The sequence below is a fragment of the Deinococcus cellulosilyticus NBRC 106333 = KACC 11606 genome, assembly GCF_007990775.1.
GTDB lineage: Bacteria > Deinococcota > Deinococci > Deinococcales > Deinococcaceae > Deinococcus_C > Deinococcus_C cellulosilyticus.
On record NZ_BJXB01000005.1, the window covers coordinates 93831 to 115651 of the forward strand.

A 21821-nucleotide genomic window follows, 5' to 3' on the forward strand; every position below is an offset into this window, starting at 1 on the left:
GAAACTCAAATGGTCAGGCGTTGAAGTTGATGATGGGTCCCACACCCCGTTTCGCCAGGATGATGCCTCCCACGATCAGCAGCAGGTTGATGATCCAGGCGACGATCACCACGGTTTTGTTGTCCTTTTTGGCCACAGCGTGACCGATGCCCAGTGCGATCACCATCAGGACCGGGTGCCACACCGACACAGGGATCTTGTTGATGAAAAGGACGAGTGCCCCGAGCAGCACATTGATGTCCAGCAGGATGGGGGCGATGCGTTGAAAGGGGGTCTTGTTTCTGAGAGCGTACCAGACCACCAGAATGAGGGGAACAATTTGCAGGAATTCCCCGAAGTACTTGTGGGTGTTGTAAAGAGCTTCCATGTGTCTGCCTCCTTGAATGCATCAGAAGTGCCAGCAGGGTGCCAGCCGATGGCCAGCTTACTGTAAGCAGTGTAAAGCAAAAGAGGGACATTTGTTGCCCCTCTCGTAACGTGGCTTTCTGGGCGAGAAATGGATTTCATCTTTCGCTGTGAACTGAAAACTGTGAACTGAAAACTGAACTAGAAATTGGCGTTTCTGGGATTGATTTCGACCCGCACGCGGGCTTTCCAGCGTTCATCCATGTGCTCAAGCAGGGTTTTCAGGCGTGTTTCGTTTTCAGCCCTCAGCAGCAGGTGGGTGAGAAACAGCCCCCTGACCTTGCCAATCGGAGCGGGGGCAGGCCCAAGCACCTCTTCTGCATCTGCACCTTTTGAGATCAGGTGCTTCTGGATTTCATCTGCGACACTTTCAGAGCGGGTTTTGTCCCTGGAGGCCACCTCCACCTGTGCGAGCAGGCTGTAAGGGGGGTATTTCAGGAGTTCGCGTCTGGAGAGGTCCTTGAGGGGGAACTCATCTGCAGGCTGGGGTTCAGTGACCGCCAGCAGTGCTGCATGGAAGGCCTGGAAGGTCTGCACCACCAGCAGAGGAGCCCGTCTGGGGTGCCATTCCAGCAGTTGCCGGAGCAGCTTGTGGTAGCGCTCATCGGTGCGGAAGTCGGAATACCCCAGCCAGCTGTCTGCCAGCGTTAAACTGACCAGGGCAAGTTCTGGTGGGGCCTTTTCCTGCAGCAGGGCCTGGGTGCCGATCACGATGCCGGGGTGTCCCTCGTAGATGGGCCGCAGGTCGTCCTGATGGTCCTTGTCGTAGCGGTAGACCGCAAAACCCGGCAGAAGCTGTCTGGTTTCCTGCAAGATCCATTCGGTGCCGGGGCCTTTGGGTTGCCAGATGGCCCCTTTGCATTTGGGGCAGGTGCTCGGTGGGCTTTCACGGTAGCCGCACTGGTGGCACTGCATCAGGCGGGTGCCCTGATGGAATTTCAGAGGCACGTCGCAGTGTTTGCAGAAGGGAATGTAGCCACAGGCCCGACAGCGGATCAGGGCACTGTAGCCCTTGCGTGGAGCAAAAAGCACGGCCTGTCTGCCCCGTTCGGCCACCTGGGTGAGGACTTTGCGCAGGTCCTGTGAGAGGGGATAGCCTTCCAGTGCGGGTTTCATGTGCTGCATGGAGAGGGGGCCTGTTTCAGGCTGACTGGAGTCCTCAGCGTAATTGACCACATGCACGCGGGTTTTGGAGGGGGGAAGGACCTTTCCCTCAAACCTCAGGCTTTCCACGGCAGGCACGGAGCCCGAGTACAGCAGCAGGCTTTCCCGTTGTTCTGAGAGCTTTGCAGCCAGGTCTGGAATGAACACCCTGGAACCAGAGAGCAGTTTGTAGGCATCACTTCCCTCTTCCTCAATGATGATCAGGCTCAGGGAGGGGAAGGGAAGCCCCATCGCCCCGTAGGTGCCAATCACCAGTTTGCAGTGTCCATCCCGCACCTGCTGCCAGATGTGTTCGCGTTGCAGGGCGTTCAGGGTGCCAGAGTAGCACTGGGCTCCGATGTGGGACAGGGCCTGCCATGCCCGTTCCAGACGGTAGGTGTCTGGAGTGAGGTACAGCACCCCTGTTTCCAGATGCTGCTCGATGAGGGTTTTGAGGTGCTGAAAACGCTCAATGGGGTGCCCACCATGCAGGCGGTAAATGCCCTTTTCTGGCACCTCCCATGCTGCTTTTTTGAGGTTGCGTTCCTGCACTGGCACACACTCGGGGGGCCCTGCAGGACGTTCAAAGGCCTCTGCCCAGCCTCTGGAGAGCACCCCTGAGACCACACTGGTGCTGACCTCTGCCTGTCTGGCCCACTCGGCGAGGGATGGAACTTCTTTGATGGAGAGCAGGGTCTTCCAGGCCTGTTTCTGTTTGGGGGTGAGTTTGCCTTCTCCTTCCAGACGGCCCCTGTAGGCGAGTTCGGTGCGGATGGGGAACTCAAAGCGTTCTTCCAAGAGCCCCTGTTCCCGCACCTGATCGAGTACCCCGGAGTCGTTGTGGTAAAGGCTCCAGTCTGCAGGGAGGTCCAGATCAAAGGCTGTGAGATCTGCACCCTCGACGGGTTTCACAAAGTGCTTCAAATGGGGTTCCCAGCCGCAGGTGATCAGGTCGCAGTACAGCAGACCCAGCGGTGTGCCACTGAGGGTTTCATACGTTTTGAGGGTTTGAATGAGCGTGGGATGCACCCACAGGTCGAGCACCTGAATCACTTCTCTGAGCCTGTGGGTGTGGGCCTGACCTTCGGCCACCACGATGCCAATTTTGATGCTTCCCTGCCAGGGCACCACCACACGGTGTCCGAGGGGAAGTTCACCCTGAAAGCCGTGTGGTGGCAGAAAATCCAGCGCAGGAATGGGGAGGGGAAGCGCAACCAGCCAGGACATGTTTATGATTCTAGCGTAAAGACGGAGGCCAATTCAGTAGCAACTATACTTATGGACATTCAGTAGGCCGTGTGGGTGACCTGATAGCCCCGTGCTTTCAGGTACTCGGTCACGCTGCGCACCGCCAGTTTGACCCCCTCGGTGATGAGTGGACTGCCAAACTTTGCGGTCTTGACCAGGGTGGTGCCGTCCTCGCGGGGGGTGACCTGCACCAGCACCTCCTGGGTCAGGTGCTCCTCCTCGATGTGGGCCAGGAACACGTAACCATCGTTGCGCAGGTTCCTGAAGACATCCAGCAGGATCACGGTGCGCTGTCCATAACGGTACACGGATTTTTCGAACTCGGTCAGGGCAGGGGAGGCCCCTGCAACAAGAATACTGTGGGGCATGTCATCCTCCGTGAACACCTGATAGGGTGCAATGTGCTTGTGTTTGATGGCCCGGAACCGCACATGATACACGTCAAAGCCCAGGTCCTGCCACTTCAGGGCATACTTGGTCTGCAGGGCGGCAGCAGGAGGCTCACACTGGGTCAGCTCGTAAAGTTCGGTCTGACGGGCCTGCTCCAGGGCGAACTGGAAGTACTCCTCGTGGTCGGTGGTGAACCAGATCTCCCCACCGTCTTTCAGGCGACCTGAGACCAGCTCGAAAAACGGCACCTGCAAGAGGCGGTTGTGCTCGTGTTTGGGCCAGGGGTCCGGGAAATTGACATAAATTCGGTCCAGACCCCCTTCGGGGATCACCCCCTGCACCAGGGGTTCTGCATGCAGTTTGGTGAGGATGGCGTTCTGGATTCCGGCATCCCGCAGCTTCTTTTCGGCTTTGAGCAGGCTGACTCCGGAGATCTCGACCCCCAGATAGTTGGCAGGCTCTGCCTGGACCTGCTGGGTCCAGAAGCGGCCATCGCCAAAACCGATCTCCAGGTGCCAGGGGAGGTCCGGGGTCTCGGGATACAGACGTTCTTTGACATCTGGAAAACGGAATTCTGCAGGCCTGAAGATCATTTCAGCACCTCTGCAAGGGTCATGGCGTCCCGGGTGACACTCTGGTAGGTGTGGTCTCCTGCAACACAGCGACCCAGGGCATGGAGTCCGGGCATCCGTTTCAGCTGGAAACCCTCAAGTTCACTGGTGCTCAGGGTTTGGAAAGTCACGGTGTAAGGCACAGCTTCACCTGTTTCCGGGGACTGCTGGGTGACCTCGGAGAATTCAAAGCCTTTGTCCAGCAGGTCCTGATGCAGAAAACCATAAGCAATTTCAGAGAGCCGTCCAGATTCCTCGGTGATCTGTCCGATGGTGAGCCTGGCGTCCAGAAAGCTGCCCACGGCCAGCACCACTTTTCTGGCCAGACGCTCCGGGCCTTCCCAGGTGCTCAGGTGGAAGAGGTCATTGTGGGCCAGTCCAGTCACGCAGGACTGCAGCAGGTGAATGCCCGGTGTCAGTTCCAGGGTCTGTTTCACATTGCGGTGGAACACCCACAGGCTGCGGTCTGGCAGGGATTTCTCCAGGGACATCTGCATCAGGGAGCCTGCAGGAAATTCTTCCTGTACGGTGGGGTGAAACAGATTGCCCACACTGTCGAGGCTCTGGGTGACCAGCAGCACATCCTGTCCGGCCTGTGCCAGATGCCAGGCCAGTTCGCTGCCAGCAAGTCCCGCACCTATCACAGCCACATCGTACACGTGACCGGTGTGAGGGAAGGAACGGGGGGTGGAAGTCAACATCAGTTCTCCATCATACTGCTTTCGGTCAGAAGGAATGAGGGGCAGGGAAGTGCATCTTTCAACTGATAGAGATTGAATCCAGGACAACGATCTGGATTCAATTCAGTTTCAATTCAGGAAATCGAGAGACTTCTCAGGCTATACTGTAAACCATCTTCCCTTTGATGCCTGCACCTTCCCCCGGAGATGAACGGTGGTGGAGCATGATGCACAAAACCCTGTCCCAGCGCATTCTGGATGAGAGCGTGGATCGACTGTATGAACAGGTCAGACAGTCAGTGGTGGTGACGTTCATTGCCATTTTGCTCTTTGCCTCTGCGCTGTATCACACCCAGCCCCTGCTCACCCTGTACTGGGCTCTGGGCATGCTGCTGCACAGCTTTTTTCATGCCCAGTCGGTGTTTGGCTACCCGAAAGTCAGGCATTTTCATTCCACAGAGCACTGGCTTGTACGGGAGTTTTCTTACACCATCACACTGGGGATGGGATGGGCCATTTTCACCATGATCTATTTCCGGCCCGAGGCCACAGAAGACTTTTACCTGATGCTGGTCTTCATTGTGGCAGTGGTTTCGGGCAGTGTGGTGACTTACGCTGCCGTGACCCTGATCTATCCGGTGATGGTGTGCTTCATTCTGATCCCCCTCACCCTCAGGCTGGCCCTGACCGCACCGCAGCATGAGCACCATGTCTTTCTGGCGCTGGGGTTTCTGATCTACACCGGGGTCCTCATCAAATACCACCAGCAGGCCCACGCCATCTCCAGGAAGGCCATCGAACTGTACTTGCAGCAGGGCATTTTGCTGGAAGAACTGCACCGTTTCAAGGAACAGTTGCAGGTCAGCAATGAACAGCTGACGGTGGTGAATGGCCACCTGCAATCTGCACTGGGACGCAGCCACAGACTGGCCTTCAATGATGCCCTCACCGGGTGTTTCAACCGCCGGGCTTTTGTGGAGCACCTGCGGGCGTACGCCTCGCCGTACGCTCAGGCTGAGCTGTGCGTGATCATGATGGACCTTGACCATTTCAAGCGCATCAACGACCAGAAAGGGCACCTGTTCGGCGACCATGTGCTGAAGGTGCTGGCAGCCCGCATCCAGATGCAGCTCAGACCGGACGACATTCTGGCTCGCTATGGGGGTGAAGAATTTGTCTGTCTGCTGCCGGGAACCAGCCTTGCAGAGGCTCGCGATTTTGCAGAGACCATCCGCAAGGCAGTGGCAGGTACCCCCATCCGGGACGATCAGCACGTCCAGCACATCACCATTTCCATGGGGGTGGCAAAATACCTGCCGCCAGAAGACCCCCAGGAAACCGTGAATCGGGCAGATCAGGCCCTGTACCGGGCCAAAAGGGAAGGTCGGGACCGGGTGGTGGTCACCTGATCATCGGGCAGGCAGGTGCTGCAGGGAGAGCCCGACGGCAGTGCGGGGTTTGAACCCCTCCCAGTACGAATCGCCCGTGCCTTCACTGGATTTTTCGGTGAGGTTCAGGTATTTCTGCAGGTCCGTCTGGCCTTTTAAGTGCTGCCCAAGGAAGGCTGTGGCAAAGTGGGCCAGGATGTTGTTCATCTTCACCGTGTCCCAGGCTGCCTCAGCGTAGCTCTCGAACAGCGGAAAGTTGCTGTAGGTCTCCAGAGGGGCAGGCATGGGTGCAGCAGCGTTGTGGTTGGCATTGTGGAAGGTCAGCAGGTAGCGGTCTGCATGGATGGCCTGCTCAAAGATGGCCTTTGTGCCCTTTTCATACCCCGAAACATCATCAATGTCTCCTGCCACAAAGAGGACAGGGGTCTTGATGCCCTCAAGGGTCTGGGCGTTCCAGAAGCCCACCTGCATCCCCCATGGGGCAATGGCTATGGCCGCTTTGATGCGCGGATCAATGGTTTTTGCATATTCTGGGTTGCTGGCAGCACGCAAGGCCAGGGCCTTGCTGGGTGGAGCAAACTGCAGGGTGGTGGCAAAATCGGTGAATCCGCCTCCAATGGTGTTCACCACGCCATATCCGCCCATTGAGTACCCCACAAGTGCGGTGTTCTGCACATCCACAAGGCCGGACAGGAAACTCTGGCTGCCCTGGGCACTGAGTTTCGCAATTTCATTCAGCACAAAAAGTTGATCCAGAGGCCGGTTCATCAGGGTGCTCGCAAAGGCTTTCTGATCCCCAAAGGTGCTGTCGGTGTGGTCAATGGCAACCACCACGTAGCCCTTGCTGGCCAGATTCTCCGTGAGGTGACTGAGCAGGTAGCGGTTCCCTGGATATCCGTGTGACACGATCACCAGCGGATAGGGGCCTTTCGCGGTTTGTGGGGTGGCATTCCGCACAGCCTTTCCATGAACCTGAATGGGAATGGAGGCATCACGGGTGGTGGTCTCGTAAACCCCTCCAGGCTTCTGCTCAGCGGTGAGGGCTGCTGGATACCAGACTTCCAGGGTGAGGGGGCGATCATAGGTGGGAATGGGGTTTCCTGCTGTGGCCTTGACAATGTCCAGTTGGTTGGGGTGAACCACATTCAGGGTCTGCACCCCGATCTGCAACTCTCCATAAGGCGCCAGTGCAGGGGAATCGGGGCGGATGGTGTCAATGCGGTTCTGTCCGAGGGCCATTCCAGTCAAAGCCAGCGCAGTGCTGACCAGCAAAGCCTTGTTCATGCTTGCCTCCAGTGATGTGTTTGTAATTTCATATCAGAAAAGACGATGATTTAAAAGAGATGCAATTTACAATATTTGATATAACTGAATTTTTCTTTTTTGGTAATTTGCTTATAATTGAAAGATTTAGAAAGAGGATGGAGTATTGATTTGAAACACTCTTTCATGTCTTAAAAATGGGAGGAGCAATGGGATGTCTTGCAGATGTACAGGACGTGCAGATTCTGCAGGTCCATTGCGATTCTGGAAGACGGAAATCTGGCAGGAGATCTTGCGGAAAAGAAAATCTCTTTCGATTGTGCACGATTTTCAAAGCTTCTGAAATCTGCTGCTGCGCCAGATGACGCATGACCTGTCCGGGCACACTTGCTACCCTGAACCATGCCTGTCCTTGAATTCACCCCGGAATCGGCCCCTCAACTGACCAGCCATTATTTGCAAAAAGAAACAGAGCATGTGGTTCAGCTGGCGATCCTGTCCCATCTTCAGCGCTGGGAAGGGGCTTTTGTGCTGGCTCTGGAGCAGGAGGGACGCATTCTGGGGACCCTCATCCACTCTGCTTTTTTCCTGCTTGAGGCAGATTCTGCAGAGGTGGCCCGTGAACTGGCACGCGCTGCTTTCGCCCACAGGCCCCTCCCCAACAAGGTGCAGGGACCTGCAGCAGTCACAAAAGCTTTTGTGGAGGAGTGGACCAGGCTTTCAGGCAAAGCAGCCCATCTGGAGATGCATGAGCGCATCTATGACCTGACCACTGTGAACATGCCTCAGGGCATTCCAGGAAGGATGCGCAAAACCACACCTGCAGACGCCCCCACTCTTGCTGTGTGGGCAAAAGCCTTTGTGAAAGAGGCCGTTCATGAGACGCTCAGCGATGAGGAGGCACAGCAGGTTGCCGTCAGAGACAACCTTTACGTCTGGGAGGTGGAGGGCCAGATGGTCAGTCTGGCTGCAGCCAGTGGCAAAACCCCGAACGGCATCCGGGTGAATTTCGTGTACACCCCTCCAGAATTCCGGGGCAACCGCTACGCCTCGGCAAACGTGGCCACCCTTTCCCAGCATTTGCTGGAGAGTGGGAACCAGTTCTGTGCCCTGTTCACCGACCTGTCCAACCCCACCTCGAATGCCATCTACCAGCGCATCGGGTACCGTCCGGTGATCGATGTGGACAAATACCAGCTGGAGTGACCTGCTCAACAGAAAGAACCTGTGTCGCAGCACAGGTTCTTTCCAGCATCTTGATTCATCCCACAGGCACAGCACCAAGCACCTGGGTGGGGGTTGGACTGCCCCCTCTGGGCTCCAGGCTCACGGCGATGGCTTCATAGCCTGTGGTGTTCACCTCGAAGGTTCTTGAGGAAATCACCCCCAGGGAAACAGGCTTTCCTCCTTGAATCCCCCAGACCTGATAGCTCTTCTGGGCATCTGCCTTCTGGTTCATGATCACCAGGGCCTGACCGTCCTGATGGAAGGCCACCGAGGCGATCTGGGTCTGGTTTTCAAGCCTCAGGGGTTTCACCACCTGATTCTGTTCCAGCCAGCTTTCAATCAGGCGGGTCTGCTGGTTCTCCTGATAGATTCCCAGACCATACCATCCTCCTGCGAGGACCAGCACCAGGGCGGCGGCCCAGCCGACAAACATGGGCAGCAAAGATCTTCTGGGTGCAGAGGGCTGTGGTGCAGCAGGAGGGATGGGTTGTTCTGTTCCTGCCTCCACAGAGGCTCTGGGCTCCAGCCGGGCCTGAATGCTGTCCCAGCTGTCCGGGTTCACCGGGATGGCTGGAAGCTCTTCTGCCATCTGGAAGAGGGCTTCTTGAAGTTCTGCCACTTCGCGCCGTGCCGATTCAGAGGATTGCAGATGCTGCTCGATCTCCTGCATCTCATGGGGCTCGAGTTGCCCGAGCACATAATCCGCAAGTTGTTCTCGGGTGTATTTCATGCGCCCTCCAGGGTGGCTTTCAGTTTCAGGAGCGCCCGTCTCAGCCTGCTTTTCAGGGTGCCCAGCGCCATTCCGGTGTGTTCCACCAGTTCACTGTGGGTGTACCCGTCGTAAAAAGCCAGTTCCAGAAGTTTGCGGTCTGTGGGTTCCAGGGTGGTCAGGGCTTTTTCGACCACGATTTTATCATCCTGGTGTTGCACCTCTGCGGAAAGGGTCTCGGTCTCTGGATCATGGATGTCCCATTCCTCCACTTTCTGGGGCCTGGAGGTCCGGGTTCGCAGCCGCTCCAGACACATCTTGTGGGCAATTCCGCACAGGTAGGTTTTCACTGCGCCCTTTGAAGGGTCGTAGCTTCCTGCCTTGTTGTAGAGCGTCACAAAAGCGTCCTGCATGACTTCCTCGGCATCTTCCAGACTGGAGAGCATTCGAAAAGCGATGGCCTTGATGGTCGGACCGAGGTCGCTCAGGAGCTCCCTCAGGGCTTCCTGATCGCCATGCTGGATGCGCATCAGAAGCTGGGTGTGGAGTTCGGTGCTCGTCGGATCATTCACATCTAAGAGTCTATCTGCGCAGATGCCCCCCTTTGGATGCATCGCACACCAATTTCTTTTTTCTTCATGAAAGTGTAGTGAGGGGAACAATAAAAGGCCTTTTTCTGCGGGATGCATCCAAAAAGCCTCAGGGTGCAGATCAGCAATCAGGACGAAACACCTGACCTTCACCCTGGTGTTTCTTCAAGGAGGCACACATGAACCTTGGATTTCCAGAAATCATCATGATCCTTGTCATCGCCCTGCTGGTCTTCGGACCCAAAAAACTCCCTGAACTGGGCAAGAGCCTGGGGCAGGGCATCCGTGAGTTCAAGAAAGGCACCCGCAGCCTGCAAGACGATCTCTCGGATTCCCTGAAAGATCCTGAGCCTGCTCCCGTCCCCGTGACCGAGAAAGCCAGCTGAACATGCAGACCGTTCCAGGACAGGGGGTTGCCTTCAAAGAAGCGCCCCTGATGGACCACCTCGAAGAGTTGCGTCTGCGCCTGATCTATGGTCTGGCGTTCTGGGGAGCAGGTTCAGCACTGGCCTACACCTACCGTGACCAGCTCATGGAGGTGCTGAAAGGCCCCCTGCAGGGATTCATTCAGGCGGGGAACAGGGTGGAGATCGTGACCCTGTCGGTCACCGAACCCCTGATCACAGCCCTCCAGATCTCTGCTTTTGGGGGCCTGGTGGTTGCTCTGCCTTTCATGGTGTACCAGATCTGGGCTTTTGTGGCCCCGGGCCTCACCCATGAAGAACGCAAATGGGGAGCCCCTTTTGTGCTGGGCCTCGGGCTGTCTTTTGCACTTGGCGTTTATTTCTGCTACCAGGTGATCCTGCCAGCGGCCCTGCCTTTCCTGCTGGGTTTTCTGGGTGGCATCACCAACCTGCTGTCCATCGGGCAGTACATCAGCCAGATGGTGACATACCTGGCGACTTTTGGTCTGGTGTTCGAGCTTCCCCTCACCATCTTCCTGCTGACCAGGGTGGGACTGGTGAACAGCCAGATGCTGTCTTCCATCCGCAAATACGCTGCTGTGACCCTGACCCTTCTGTCTGCCATCATCACCCCAACGGCAGATCCCTTCAATCTGGCCCTGATGGCCATTCCGCTGTACCTGCTCTTTGAGCTGGGCATCATTTTTTCCCGTCTGGCAGAGCGTGGGCAGGCCAGAAATCAGTTTTCCTGAGCCTTTCAAAAAGTCTGTACCGGGTTCAGAAATCTGGCCTGCATCCAAATCCAGCATCCACGCAGATCAGTTCCTGAGGCACACAAAGACCCTCAAAAAATTGAAGACCCTATTTCATGGACGGGGAGCCATCCCCGACCACACGGAGGCTATTGTCATGGGCGAGAACAGATCCAACCGTCGGCAGTTTTTAGGTCAGCTGGGACTCATGGGTGCAGGAGCCATGCTGGGTTCCTGCGCAGTGGTGGCAGGTCCCAACAAGCAAAACATCGATCTGGATGTGCTGAATTTTGCCCTCAACCTGGAGTACCTTGAGGCCGAATTCTACCTCTGGGCGGCTTTTGGGACCGGCCTGAGTGCGGCAGATGCTGGAGGAGGTCCTGTGGCCACCGGGGGCAAGAAAGCCACCCTTTCTGCAGGCATCCAGCAAATTGCAGAAGAGATTGCCCGGGACGAGGAAGCCCATGTGCGTGCCCTTCGTGCCACGATCACCAAACTGGGTGGAACCCCTGTTCCCAGGCCCCAGATCGACATCGGTCCAGCATTTGCAGCTGCTGCAGATGCTGCCAGTGGAGGAAAGATCAAAGGTTTCAGTCCCTACGCCAACGACCTGTTTTTCATGCATGGCGCCTTTGTGTTTGAGGATGTGGGCGTGACTGCATACAACGGTGCTGCCACCCTGCTCACAGATTCTGGTGTGCTGCAGGCAGCTGCAGGCATTCTGGCCGTGGAAGCCTACCATGCGGGTGCAATCCGCCATTACCTGTATGAAAACAGAACCACCCCTGTGGCGGCTGGCCTCACCGTTGAGGACGTTGTTGCGGCCATCTCTGCCCTGCGCGGCAAAGTGGGTGGAGGCAAAGACGAGGGCATCACCAAAGGAGGCAAGGCGAACATTGTGGCCGCCGATGCCAATGCCATTGCCTATGCCCGCACCACCCGTGAAGTGCTGAACATTGTGTACCTCGGAGGCAGTGCCAAAGGCGGTTTCTTCCCGAATGGTCTGAACGGCACCATCAAGTAAAACCCTGGCCCATCTCCACAGTGGGCAAATTGAAAACCACCCTTCAAGAAGGGTGGTTTTGTTTGTGCAAGGCTGGGTTAAAGCAACGGCAATTCTTCCAGCTGATCCTCAAACCGTTCGGGTTTGAAGTCCTGCTGGTCAAATGCGATGTCCCCTTCATCCACCTGCGTGTCTCTGGTGAGGCCCCTGAAATCGAAGAGGTTGGGGTCCAGCAGGTGACTGGCGCTCACATGGCTGAGGGCCCGGAAGATGTTGTTCAGGCGGCCCGGACTCTGCCTTTCCCAGCTTTCCAGCATCTCGCCAACAATTCTGCGCTGCAGGTTCTCCTGGGAGCCGCACAGGTTGCAGGGAATGATGGGAAATTCCCGGGCGCGGGCGTAACGCTCGATGTCCTTTTCGGTGCAGTAGGCCAGTGGGCGGATCACCACGTTCTGGCCATCATCGGAGACCAGTTTGGGGGGCATGGCCTTCAGGCGGCTTCCAAAGAACATGTTCATGAAGAACGTCTCCAGGATGTCGTCCCGGTGGTGGCCCAGGGCAATCTTGTTGGCCCCGATCTCTTTTGCGAAGGTGTAGATGGCTCCCCTGCGCAGACGGGAGCACAGGCTGCACATGGTTTTGCCTTCGGGGATTTTTTCCTTGACCACGCTGTAGGTGTCCTGCTCCAGGATGTGGTGCTCCACCCCCAGGTTTTGCAGGTATTCCGGCAGGATGTGGTTTGGAAAACCCGGCTGCTTCTGGTCGAGGTTCATGGCGACCAGCCTGAAGCTGATGGGGGCGCGTTTCTGCAGCTCCAGGAGGGTGTCCAGCATGGTGTAGGAGTCCTTGCCCCCGGACAGGCACACCAGCACGGTGTCGCCGTCATCAATCATGCCGTAGTCGGTGATGGCCTGGGCGACCTGGCGTTCCAGCTGCCGTTTCAGGCGGTAAAAGTTGCCCGAATGCTCTTTTTCGGGGGTTGGGTGGTCCTGCATGGGTGCGTCCTGCATGTCAATCACGGTCCATTGTACGGGATGCAGGGCTTCATCATGGGAAGGCAACCACCACTTTCGCTCCCCGGATGGTGTTTTCCAGGGTCAGTTTTGCATGGTGCAGCTCGCAGATGCTGCGCACCACCTTCATCCCGATGCCGAACCCTTCAATCCCGGGATGTTGTGCTTCATGGTCTTCCAGCAGTTCTTGCGGGAACCCCTGTCCCTGATCACGCACAATCAACTGGTGGCCACTGAGAATCACCCGGATTTCCCCATCCTGGGTGTAGCGAATGGCATTGAAGATCAGGTTTTCCACCAGACGGCTGAGGGTGATGGCGTCGCCTGTCACCGTGGTGGGGTTCCCTTCAAATTCCAGCGAGAGGTTTTTCTTGAGGGCCAGCGGAATCATCCGGTCAATCACTGCGGCGGTGATCTCCCACAGGTCCACGGGTTGCAGCTCCAGAGGGCTGCCCTGCAACCGGGTGAGGGTCAGCAGGTTGACGGCAAGGCGCTCGAGGTGCTCGGTGTTGCGGTGCAGGGTGCGCAGTGCAAGCTCGTACACCTGCAGATCTCGGGGTTTGGAGAGGGTGTATTCCAGTTCGGCCTTCAGGGCGGTGAGGGGGGTGCGGAGTTCATGGCTGGCGATCCGCAGGAATTCCAGTTCGGCTTTGCGGGTGCGTTGCAGGGCGTCCAGGCTCTCTGCAAGGGCACGGGCCAGCAGGCCCACCTCGTCTGGCCTCTGCGTCTCAGGAATGGGCTCCGGTTGATCCAGGGTTTGCACCCGGGCCGTCAGTTTTTTGAGGGGTTTGAGGTTCTGTCCCAGCACCCAGCCTGACCCGAGTGCCCCCAGGATGGACATCAGCAAGGTCAGGGGAAAACTGACCACCCCATAAGACCTCAGGGTTTCCTGCAGGGACGCAAGCGGACGGCCCACTTCCACCTCAAAACGTTCATTGCTGACCCGGTAGATGTGCCACCCACCCACATTGCTGAACCCTTCCCGGACCGCCTCGGGCATGTTGCGGAATCCACTTTCCCAGATCACCCGGCCCTGTTTTTCGATGCGGGCATCCACAAACTCGGAGCCCGAAGCCAGCGTTTGCAGCACCACATTGGGCAGGTTCTTTCCCTGGTAGAGGGTGGCGGAATTGAGCACCAGTTTGGACTGGTCCCGGAGTTCCTGGTTCATGTCCGAGAGGCGCACCTGGTACAGCACCACCCCGGAGAGCACACTGAGGGTGATGAGGGCCAGAAAGAGCACCCCTCCCACCCACAGAGAAAGGCGGGTTTGCAGGTTCAAGAGGACCTCCTGAGGGGTGTTGCCATGACTCAGGCTGTGGGGAAGCGGTAACCCACCCCTCGAACGGTCTCAATCACGCTGTCCCCGAGTTTGCGGCGCAGGTTGCGCACATACACATCGATCACGTTGGTTTCCGCATCGAAAGAAGAGTCCCACACCCGGTCCACGATTTCCTCGCGGGTAAAAAGGCGACCCGGATTGCTGCTCAGCAGTTCCAGCAGGCCCATTTCCTTGCCGGTCAGGTGGACTTCCTCGGGGCCCTTGAAGAACCGGCGGTTGGCCCAGTCGAACTTCATGTCCTGAAACAGCGTCTCCTGTGGGGTGAGGGTCTTGCCGCGCCGCAAAATCGCCCGGATGCGGGCAGTGACCTCCTGCAGGTGAAAAGGCTTGACCAGATAATCGTCTCCGCCCAGTTCCAGTCCGTGCAGTTTGTCCTGCAGCCCATCTCTGGCACTCAGAAACAGGATGGGAAAGCTGTAGTCGTCTTTGCGGATGCGCCGGACCAGCTCAAAGCCAGCATCTGGCCCTTCTGGCAGGCGAATGTCAGCAATCATCACATCGAAAGGGTACAGGCCGATCAGGGTCTGGGCGGTGGTGGCATCACTGGCCTCATCCACCGCATAGCCCCCTTCACGCAAAAAGCGGGCCAGTGGGGAGCGGATTCTTTCGTCGTCTTCCAGCAACAGCACTCGCATGGTGGCTCCTTGGGGGAGGGGAAACACCTCCCGGTGATTTCAGTATCCCTGATCGGCTGAAAGAGACATGAAAGTGGACTGGAGGCCGCCCTGCTCAGGGGTCATGCTGGGTCTGGATGGACTGCGCCTTGCCATGAAAGGCCAGAGAGGCCAGCAAACGGTCCACCTGATCCCGGTCTGGCACAGACAGGAACAGGTCGTGTTGTTTCTTGACCTGAATGACCACCAGGCCATTGTGATCTCCTGTCTCGTGGAAGCTCTCGATGGCTGACCAGTGGGTTGTCCCCAGGCCCTCAATCTGCAAGCCTGCAGGGCTGAGGATGACCCGGGTCACTCCAGAGAAGAGAGGCATTTTTCTGATTCTGAACCAGATGCCCCTCAGTCCTGCCAGAGTGACCATGCCCAGCAGGGACAGCAACAGGCCGATTCCCATGCTCCTGGGGTCCATCCCGGGCAGGAAAAAGATCAGCAAAACAACCATCAGGATTCCCCCGAAAAAGATGTTGTACACAATGAAACGGTCATGGTCCCGGGGAACCTGTTGAACCAGCACGGTCAGAACACAGTCCTCTGCAGGGGCCATGACCTCTGATGTGGGATGCGGGGTCTTCTTAAGGGACATGGTGTCTGGTCAGGTTTTCATCTGGAGTGGATCTGGCAGCAGGTCCAGTGTTTCATTCCTCGGCCACCACTTCCCGGTAAGGCAGCACCACGTGCACCACCGTTCCCTCACCGACTTTCGATTCAAACCACACCCGGCCCTGGTGGGCATCGATGATGGTTTTCACAATGGAGAGGCCCAGACCACTGCCCCCCTCATCACGGCTGCGGGACTCCTGCACCCGGTAGAAGCGGTCAAAGAGTCGGGTCAGGTGTTCTTCTGCAATCCCTGGACCATTGTCCCGCACCAGCAGATGCACCTGTTTGCCTTCCAGGTGGGCTTCCATGGTGACCCTGGTGGAACCCGCTTTCAGGGCATTGCTGACCAGATTGATCATCACTTGCTTCATGCGGGAAGGGTCTGCCATGAAGGAGAATTCCTTCCCTGCCACCTGCAACTCTGCCTGCCCGATGATGGGTTTCAGTTCGCGCTGCAGGTCCTCCATGAAGGCCATTGCCAGCATGGGCTGCATGTTCATGCTCACCGATCCGGCATCTGCACGGGCGAGTTCCAGCAGGCTCTGGATCAGGTGGGAGAGGCGTTCGGACTCATTCTTGATGATGGTGAGGCTCTCTGCTTGCTGCGGGGTGGGGCTGGTGCGCCTGAGCAGGTACCCTGCGTGTCCACCAATCGCTGTCACAGGGGTGCGAAGTTCATGGCTGGCATCGCTGGTGAAGCGCCGCTGGGTTTCAAACGACTTCTCAAGCCTGGCCAGCACATCGTTGATGGTGGTGGCGAGGGACTCCACCTCGTCGTGGGTGTTGGGCACCGGAACCCGCTGGCTGAGGTTTTTCTCGGTGATGGTTTCTGCTGCCGCCTGCACGTAACGGAGCGGCTTCAGGGCGCGTGCAGAGACCCCGTAGATGGTGATGCCCATGCCCACAATCGCCAGCAAGGTGACAAAGAACAGCACGGTTTTCAGGGCCGTGAAGACATCCTCGATTTCGGTGACGTCACGGGCCAGCAGCAAGATGCCGGGGTACACGGGTCCAGCGAGGCTGCGGTTCAGCAACTGCACGGGCAGCAGGCGGGTGATCACCTGCAGGTGCCGGGTCTGCTCGCCCACCTGAACGTCCAGTTCAGAGAAATAAGGTTGTTCCTGCCCATTGCGGATGATCTGGGCGTATTCGTAGGAAGGCAGCGTCAGGGCCTGCCCAGCCCCGATCAGGCCGTCCAGGTTGGGGCTGCGCACAAAATTGGTGGGGATCAGCCGTTCATCTTTGAGGTTCGAGAGCTCATTCTCGGGCAGGGCGTAAATGTCCACCTGCCCATAAAGGTCAGGGAGCAAAGCCCAGGCGGCATCATCCAGGGTGACAATCCAGCTGTAGCTTGCCCCGGGAGCATGGTTCACTTTGATCGCCTGTTCCATGCTGCGGATCAGGTCAGCCCGGATGTTGCTGTCAATGATGCGGGTCATCACACTGAACACGGTGAGCATGATGAAGCTCAAAATCAGGCCCATCACGGTGGTGTACAGCAGGGTCAGTCGCCAGCGTAAAGTCATTCTGCTCCAAGTTTAGGGGTTTTGGTAAGAAAAAGGGCATCGAAATGCTGAGAAAGGGCAGGAGGTGAGACAAGCAGAAGGCAGAAGGCAGAAGGCAGAAGGCAGAAGGCAGAAGGCAGAAGGCAGAAATTTGTTACCACCCATGTAGGGGCAAATGGGCATTGGAGCCAGGATGCGGTCCCTCGTATTGTGCAAGACAGCATGCCTCGCCCGATTGTCAGCAAGGGCCATCTGGAAGCCAGGTGCAGGCCTTCAAGCTGCTTACCCTCAATTTGCTTTCCAGCAAAGCTTTCTGCTTTCTGCTTTCAGCCTTCTGCAGCAATAGAAAAAGCGCCAGAAATGGCGCTTTTTCTATTGCTTTCTTATTCTTCGCGCAGGACGTAACCGACACCACGCACGGTGTGAATCAGGCGGCGTTCGCCCCCTTCTTCAAGTTTGCGGCGCAGGTAGCCGATGTACACGTCCACCACGTTGCTGCCCCCGGTGTATTCGGGCCAGACCTTCTCTTCAATTTCGAAACGGGAGAAGACCTTGCCAGGGTTGCGGGCCAGGAGTTCGAGCAGCTCGAATTCCTTGGCAGAGAGTTCCACACGGCGGCCTCCCCGGAAGATTTCGCGTCCGTCCAGGTTCATCACCAGGTCGGCCACACGCACTTCCCCGGTCACTGCAGGGTTCACGCGGCGCAGGTGGGCGCGCACACGGGCCAGCAACTCCTCAATGGAGAAGGGTTTGATCAGGTAGTCGTCTGCTCCGGCGTCCAGGCCTTCAACTTTGTCCTGGATGCTGTCTTTGGCGGTGAGGATCAGGATGGGGGTGTTGCTGGTCTTTCTGATGCGTCGGGCAACTTCCAGGCCGTCCAGCACGGGAAGCATCAGGTCAAGGATCACCAGGTCGGGGTTGACTTCCCGGAATTTGGAGAGGCCGGTCACCCCGTCGAATGCGACTTCAGTGGCGTAACCTTCGGCGGCAAGTTCAAGTTCAATGAAGCGTGCGATGTCTTTTTCGTCTTCGATCACGAGCACCAGGGGTTTGCGTTCCATGAGTCCAGTATAGGGTCGCACTCATGAGAACAGAAGTCCTGATTCTAAAATTTCTTTCATTTATGAGAGCTTTTCAGGGCTTGTGAAGCAAAGATAAAGACACCTTCATCTGGGAATTTGCCCTTCCAAAGGTCACTGCGCCAGATGGACCACAGAAAGCGTACAGATCACACCCAGTGGAACACGTACACGTTCTCATTGGCGAAATCCTTCAGAGACTCTCCATCAAATTCTGAGAAGACCGCCTCGGGAGGAGAGCCCTGGTAGGTGCGTTCACAGACCAGGGTCACGTCTGGTTCTGCCCGGCTGCACAGCCTGCGGCTCATGTTCACGGGAAGGCCGTAAACCGCCAGGGTCACCCCGGCGTTCAGAGACAGGACTTCCCCGGTGGCAATGCCGATGCGCAACTGCAGGTGTGCACCAATGCGCTGGGCAGCCCCGATTTCATGAATGCGCTTGTGGCATTCCTGGGCCAGCCTCAGGGCGCTTTCCACCTTGTTGCCGTCGAAAAGGCACACCAGGGCGTCCCCCTGGTGCTGCAGCACCCGACCCCCGAACAGCGCCACCCGCAGGTAGCCCACCTGCAGCACTTCACTCATGACCTCGCCGTACTGTTCCAGCGTCATGCGCTGGGCCAGTGCCGTAGAGCCCACCAGATCCATGAAGACCACCGTGACGAATTGTTTGGTCGGGGTGCTGATGCTCATTTCAACAGGTAGAAACCGTGGGTGGGGGGGAGGGTGCTGAAACTCACCCAGTCACCGGTTTTGATTCCCGGAACTTCATGGTCCAGCATGCCGCAAACCAGAGGAATCCTGGCCTGCACAATGACGAAGCCTTTTTCGGTGCGACTGACCCTGCCCACCCCCTCAAGGGCAGAGATCTGGGAAACCGCAAGCACTTCTTCCTGCTGCTCGGTGGGGGTCAGGGTGCTCAGGACCGGGTGCACAATCACGCGAGCCGGGCCGGGTTTGGCGATGTAAGGGCCGGTGCGGTCAAACAGGTACATCACCTGTCCGCCAGCCACAAATTCCAGCAGAACGCTGCCTTCTGGCTGCGGATACAGGATGCCCTGCGCTGCATCTGAACGGAAGCGTTCGATGAATTCTTCGATGGAGTTCTCCAGTACCACTCCAACCAGTGTACACGCATTTCTGGCCGAGGGCTGAGGGCCGAGGGCCGAGGGCGATTCAGTGATTTGAATGCTCCTGTTTTTGCCCGTTTCAGATACCATAAAGATCTGAACTGTCCATTTTGTTTTTTCACCCTCCGGTCAGGTCCTCCAGGATCAAAGTGTGTTTTGAGCCCTCGGCTCTCGGCCAGAGAAGATCATAAAATCCGTAATACCCATATGAGAATTAGCATATAACATAACCCCTGTAACTCCAATTCGCAGATCTCCGCCTTATCATCCAGAGGTCCCGGTGGTTTAATAGAGTATATGTCCATGAGGCGGATTCTGGTTGGGGCAGCAGGAAGTGGCAAGACCACGGCCATCCTCAAACACGCCTGGACACACGCAAAAGATGGGGTTACCCTGTTTTGCCTGCCCCACCAGAGAGGGGACCTGCTGCGCAGGCTTGCGGCACAACCCACCCTGAATGTGCGGGTCACCGACCTGCAGAGTGTGGCCTATGAGATCCTGGAGCAGGGGGGAAATGAAAAGAACTTCCTGAGCATCCCCGGACGGGTCGCCCTGCTCGGAAGGCTCCTGATGTCTGAACGCAAAGACTACCCCACGCCCGGCGAGGCCGCACTGTATTCCCAGGCCATTGGGGACCTCAAGCGCCAGGGGATGTTCGGGCGGATCGATGGGCGCAAGGTGGGAGCCCAGGGAAAACTGCTCCTCAACCTTGCCACGAAATACCAGCAGGAACTGCACTCCCGCAACCTGATGGACCTCGATGATGTGCGGGAGGTGGCCAGTGTGCTGCTCGAAAATGGCTTGCAGTGGTCCAGCCGTCCCAGGCACATCCTGATTGATGGCTACAGCGAACTGAACCCGCTGGAATTGCGACTGATCCGTGCACTGGCGCTCACCGCAAAGAGCCTGATCCTGACCCTGCCTGTGGGTGCCCCTTTCCCTTACCAGACCCGTCTGGGCCGCAAAGACATCGAGGCTTACGCAGAGCACCTCAAGGCGAACATCACCGAACTGTCCTACAAATTCATGCCTGCTTTTCAGGTGCAGGTGTACCCCAACGTGACTCGCGAAGCCCGTCAGGTGGTGGCACAGGTCAAAACGGCCCTGCTGGAAGGCACTCCAGCCAGTGAAATGGCCCTTGTGGTCCCCAGAGAAAGTGCCACCGCCCACCTCCTGAAACTGGCAGAAGAAGCACGCATTCCCCTGATCGACGAACAGCCCGGAACCCCGGTGGACAGCTTCCACGGCCGCAAACTGATGACTTTGCTGTCCACCCGCAGGCGCAATTACCCCACCCGGGACCTTTTTGACCTTGCCCTGTACTACGAAGGGCTGCACCGGGTTGCAGAAGAACTCGAACTGCGAGGCCTGAACGGCATTCATGCCCATCTTCTTGAAGGGGTGAACCGCGAAGCCCTCAGCCTGCTGATGCTGGAAACCGCCCCCACCGATGGCAGTGCCACAGGCTGGATCAACTGGATCGAAACCCTGCTGAACCGCATCCATTACCCCGAGGAGGCCAGGGACCCCATTCGCATCATGGCCCGTGAAGTCTATGAACTGATCCCCTCGGAAGGACAGAAGCACAGCGTGCTGGAAGACTGGCTGATGGCCCTGCTTCCCAGCGTGCCCGTGAACCGCGAACAGCAGGAGGGGGTGCGGGTCCTGACCCCCGAGCAGATCACAGGCAGGCGGTTCTCCCGCATCTGGCTGATGAACGCCACCGAGCACCAGTACCTGCTGGAAGAAAAAGAGGATTTCTTCTTCACCGAAGAAGAAAGGGTGCAGCTTGGCCTGCCCCGCAGCATGAGGGGCATCGCAGAAAGCCTGTTCTATGAGGTCATCACCCGCGCCCCGCAGGTGACCCTGAGTTACGCCAGTGCAGACCGGGATGGGGTGCAGCGCCCCCACCGACTGCTCGCCCAGATGGGCCACCCCACCACCCCTCCAGTCAAACCGATGAGCCCGCTGGAATATGCCCTGTCCACCCGTGACATCAAACTGGGCACCCCGGACTGGTGGACAAAAGTGCCCCCTGTCCGTGAAGTGAGGGGCTGGATGCTGGCCCGTTACCTGCCCTGCAAACTCAGGGGTTACCTGAGCAGCCACACCGAAAAGACCTCAGGGGGCCTTTTCAGCAGACAGGACCGCACCCGCATGGAACGCCTGCTGAGGCAATCCGCCTGGGAGGCGCAACCCGAGCCTGTGCTGGATGGGGTTTACTCGGACCACTTCAAGCAGCAGGTGGCAAGGCACCTGAAAGACAACCTGCCCCCCAGACCGGACCTGCCCAACCTGCGGGTGTTCCGGGATTTCAAGCTCGGAGAGTTCCGGTTCCGGCCCCATGCCTACCAGCCTTTTCCAGACACCCGCAAAGCCAACATCTATGTGGTCACCCAGGAGCCAGACATCAGGAGCCTCCTGAAAAACAACCCGGAGCATCTGTGGGTCTACGCGGCTTTTCAGGAGGCAGGATGGACGGTGGAACTCTACACCTGGGACCTCTACGGCAAACCCAGACGCCGCAGTGTCTTTGACAACCAGGTGAAAGAAGCCTGGACGCAACTGCATGACCTCAAAGACAGCCTGGCCCGTGGGGATGTCACCCCCAGCGCAGGGTTTCACTGTTTCGACTGCACCTTCAAACAGGTGTGTCGGATCGGGTGAGG

General features: G+C 57.6%; 21 protein-coding genes. 6 read left to right on the plus strand and 15 right to left on the minus strand.

Going from position 1 to position 21821, the window contains the following annotated elements:
* Nucleotides 1–13: 13 nt before the first annotated feature.
* The 4 genes from DC3_RS07010 to DC3_RS07025 all read right to left on the minus strand — a co-directional run bounded on the left by DC3_RS07010 (nt 14) and on the right by DC3_RS07025 (nt 4498).
* The gene (locus DC3_RS07010) at nt 14–367 is read right to left on the minus strand and encodes a pilus assembly protein (protein ID WP_146883420.1); all 354 of its coding nucleotides are present in this window, start codon (nt 365–367) and stop codon (nt 14–16) included.
* Between the two features lie 179 nt (nt 368–546).
* Nucleotides 547–2775, minus strand: a complete 2229-nt coding sequence (gene priA, locus DC3_RS07015; RefSeq protein ID WP_146883421.1) for a replication restart helicase PriA — start codon at nt 2773–2775, stop codon at nt 547–549.
* A 59-nt stretch (nt 2776–2834) separates the two neighbouring features.
* Nucleotides 2835–3779 (minus strand): tRNA (guanine(46)-N(7))-methyltransferase TrmB, encoded by a 945-nt coding sequence (gene trmB / locus DC3_RS07020; protein ID WP_146883423.1) that lies wholly within the window; start codon nt 3777–3779, stop codon nt 2835–2837.
* Nucleotides 3776–4498, minus strand: coding sequence for an FAD-dependent oxidoreductase (locus DC3_RS07025; RefSeq protein ID WP_146883425.1), 723 nt, complete (start codon nt 4496–4498; stop codon nt 3776–3778). Before DC3_RS07025 ends, trmB begins: the two co-directional genes overlap by 4 nt.
* A gap of 203 nt (nt 4499–4701) precedes the next feature.
* On the opposite strand from DC3_RS07025, the gene DC3_RS07030 reads away from it, so the two are divergent.
* Complete coding sequence (locus tag DC3_RS07030; protein WP_186815893.1) at nt 4702–5886, plus strand: GGDEF domain-containing protein; 1185 nt, start codon at nt 4702–4704, stop codon at nt 5884–5886.
* Here DC3_RS07030 and DC3_RS07035 read toward each other — a convergent pair whose 3' ends face one another.
* Entirely contained in the window at nt 5887–7149 is a 1263-nt protein-coding gene (locus tag DC3_RS07035; RefSeq protein WP_146883429.1) for an alpha/beta hydrolase family protein, read from the minus strand.
* 381 nt (nt 7150–7530) lie between these two features.
* Between DC3_RS07035 and DC3_RS07040 the strand changes: the two genes are divergently transcribed.
* Nucleotides 7531–8334, plus strand: a complete 804-nt coding sequence (locus tag DC3_RS07040) for a GNAT family N-acetyltransferase (RefSeq protein WP_146883431.1) — start codon at nt 7531–7533, stop codon at nt 8332–8334.
* A 55-nt stretch (nt 8335–8389) separates the two neighbouring features.
* Here the strand turns inward: DC3_RS07040 and DC3_RS07045 are convergent, their stop codons facing one another.
* Entirely contained in the window at nt 8390–9085 is a 696-nt protein-coding gene (locus tag DC3_RS07045; protein ID WP_146883433.1) for an anti-sigma factor, read from the minus strand.
* Nucleotides 9082–9636: an RNA polymerase sigma factor gene (locus tag DC3_RS07050; protein WP_222594713.1), complete on the minus strand. Its 555-nt coding sequence runs from the start codon at nt 9634–9636 to the stop codon at nt 9082–9084. The genes DC3_RS07045 and DC3_RS07050 overlap by 4 nt, the downstream gene beginning before the upstream one ends.
* Before the next feature lie 197 nt (nt 9637–9833).
* Here DC3_RS07050 and DC3_RS07055 point away from each other — a divergent pair, with 197 nt between their 5' ends.
* From DC3_RS07055 to DC3_RS07065, 3 genes are all read left to right on the plus strand, one after another.
* A complete protein-coding gene (locus DC3_RS07055) occupies nt 9834–10040 on the plus strand; it encodes a twin-arginine translocase TatA/TatE family subunit (protein WP_146883437.1) in 207 nt (68 codons plus the stop codon).
* A gap of 2 nt (nt 10041–10042) precedes the next feature.
* The gene (gene tatC, locus DC3_RS07060) at nt 10043–10810 is read left to right on the plus strand and encodes a twin-arginine translocase subunit TatC (RefSeq protein WP_146883440.1); all 768 of its coding nucleotides are present in this window, start codon (nt 10043–10045) and stop codon (nt 10808–10810) included.
* Between the two features lie 157 nt (nt 10811–10967).
* The gene (locus DC3_RS07065) at nt 10968–11834 is read left to right on the plus strand and encodes a ferritin-like domain-containing protein (protein ID WP_146883442.1); all 867 of its coding nucleotides are present in this window, start codon (nt 10968–10970) and stop codon (nt 11832–11834) included.
* 77 nt (nt 11835–11911) lie between these two features.
* On the opposite strand, the gene ttcA is transcribed toward DC3_RS07065, so the two are convergent.
* The 8 genes from ttcA to DC3_RS07105 form a co-directional block, all read right to left on the minus strand.
* Nucleotides 11912–12823 carry a tRNA 2-thiocytidine(32) synthetase TtcA gene (gene ttcA, locus DC3_RS07070; protein WP_246130591.1) on the minus strand — a complete coding sequence of 304 codons (912 nt, stop codon included), beginning with the start codon at nt 12821–12823 and terminating at the stop codon, nt 11912–11914.
* Nucleotides 12824–12860: 37 nt separating this feature from the next.
* Nucleotides 12861–14108 carry a sensor histidine kinase gene (locus tag DC3_RS07075; protein ID WP_146883444.1) on the minus strand — a complete coding sequence of 416 codons (1248 nt, stop codon included), beginning with the start codon at nt 14106–14108 and terminating at the stop codon, nt 12861–12863.
* A gap of 29 nt (nt 14109–14137) precedes the next feature.
* Nucleotides 14138–14803, minus strand: a complete 666-nt coding sequence (locus tag DC3_RS07080; protein WP_146883446.1) for a response regulator transcription factor — start codon at nt 14801–14803, stop codon at nt 14138–14140.
* Nucleotides 14804–14897: 94 nt separating this feature from the next.
* The gene (locus tag DC3_RS07085; protein WP_146883448.1) at nt 14898–15425 is read right to left on the minus strand and encodes a hypothetical protein; all 528 of its coding nucleotides are present in this window, start codon (nt 15423–15425) and stop codon (nt 14898–14900) included.
* A gap of 52 nt (nt 15426–15477) precedes the next feature.
* Nucleotides 15478–16968 (minus strand): sensor histidine kinase, encoded by a 1491-nt coding sequence (locus DC3_RS07090; protein WP_146883450.1) that lies wholly within the window; start codon nt 16966–16968, stop codon nt 15478–15480.
* A gap of 362 nt (nt 16969–17330) precedes the next feature.
* Complete coding sequence (locus DC3_RS07095; RefSeq protein WP_034344709.1) at nt 17331–18008, minus strand: response regulator transcription factor; 678 nt, start codon at nt 18006–18008, stop codon at nt 17331–17333.
* A gap of 167 nt (nt 18009–18175) precedes the next feature.
* Nucleotides 18176–18715 carry an adenylate/guanylate cyclase domain-containing protein gene (locus DC3_RS07100; RefSeq protein WP_146883452.1) on the minus strand — a complete coding sequence of 180 codons (540 nt, stop codon included), beginning with the start codon at nt 18713–18715 and terminating at the stop codon, nt 18176–18178.
* Nucleotides 18712–19140: a hypothetical protein gene (locus DC3_RS07105; protein ID WP_146883454.1), complete on the minus strand. Its 429-nt coding sequence runs from the start codon at nt 19138–19140 to the stop codon at nt 18712–18714. The genes DC3_RS07100 and DC3_RS07105 overlap by 4 nt, the downstream gene beginning before the upstream one ends.
* Before the next feature lie 315 nt (nt 19141–19455).
* Between DC3_RS07105 and DC3_RS07110 the strand changes: the two genes are divergently transcribed.
* A complete protein-coding gene (locus DC3_RS07110) occupies nt 19456–21819 on the plus strand; it encodes a PD-(D/E)XK nuclease family protein (RefSeq protein WP_146883456.1) in 2364 nt (787 codons plus the stop codon).
* Nucleotides 21820–21821 lie beyond the last annotated feature (2 nt).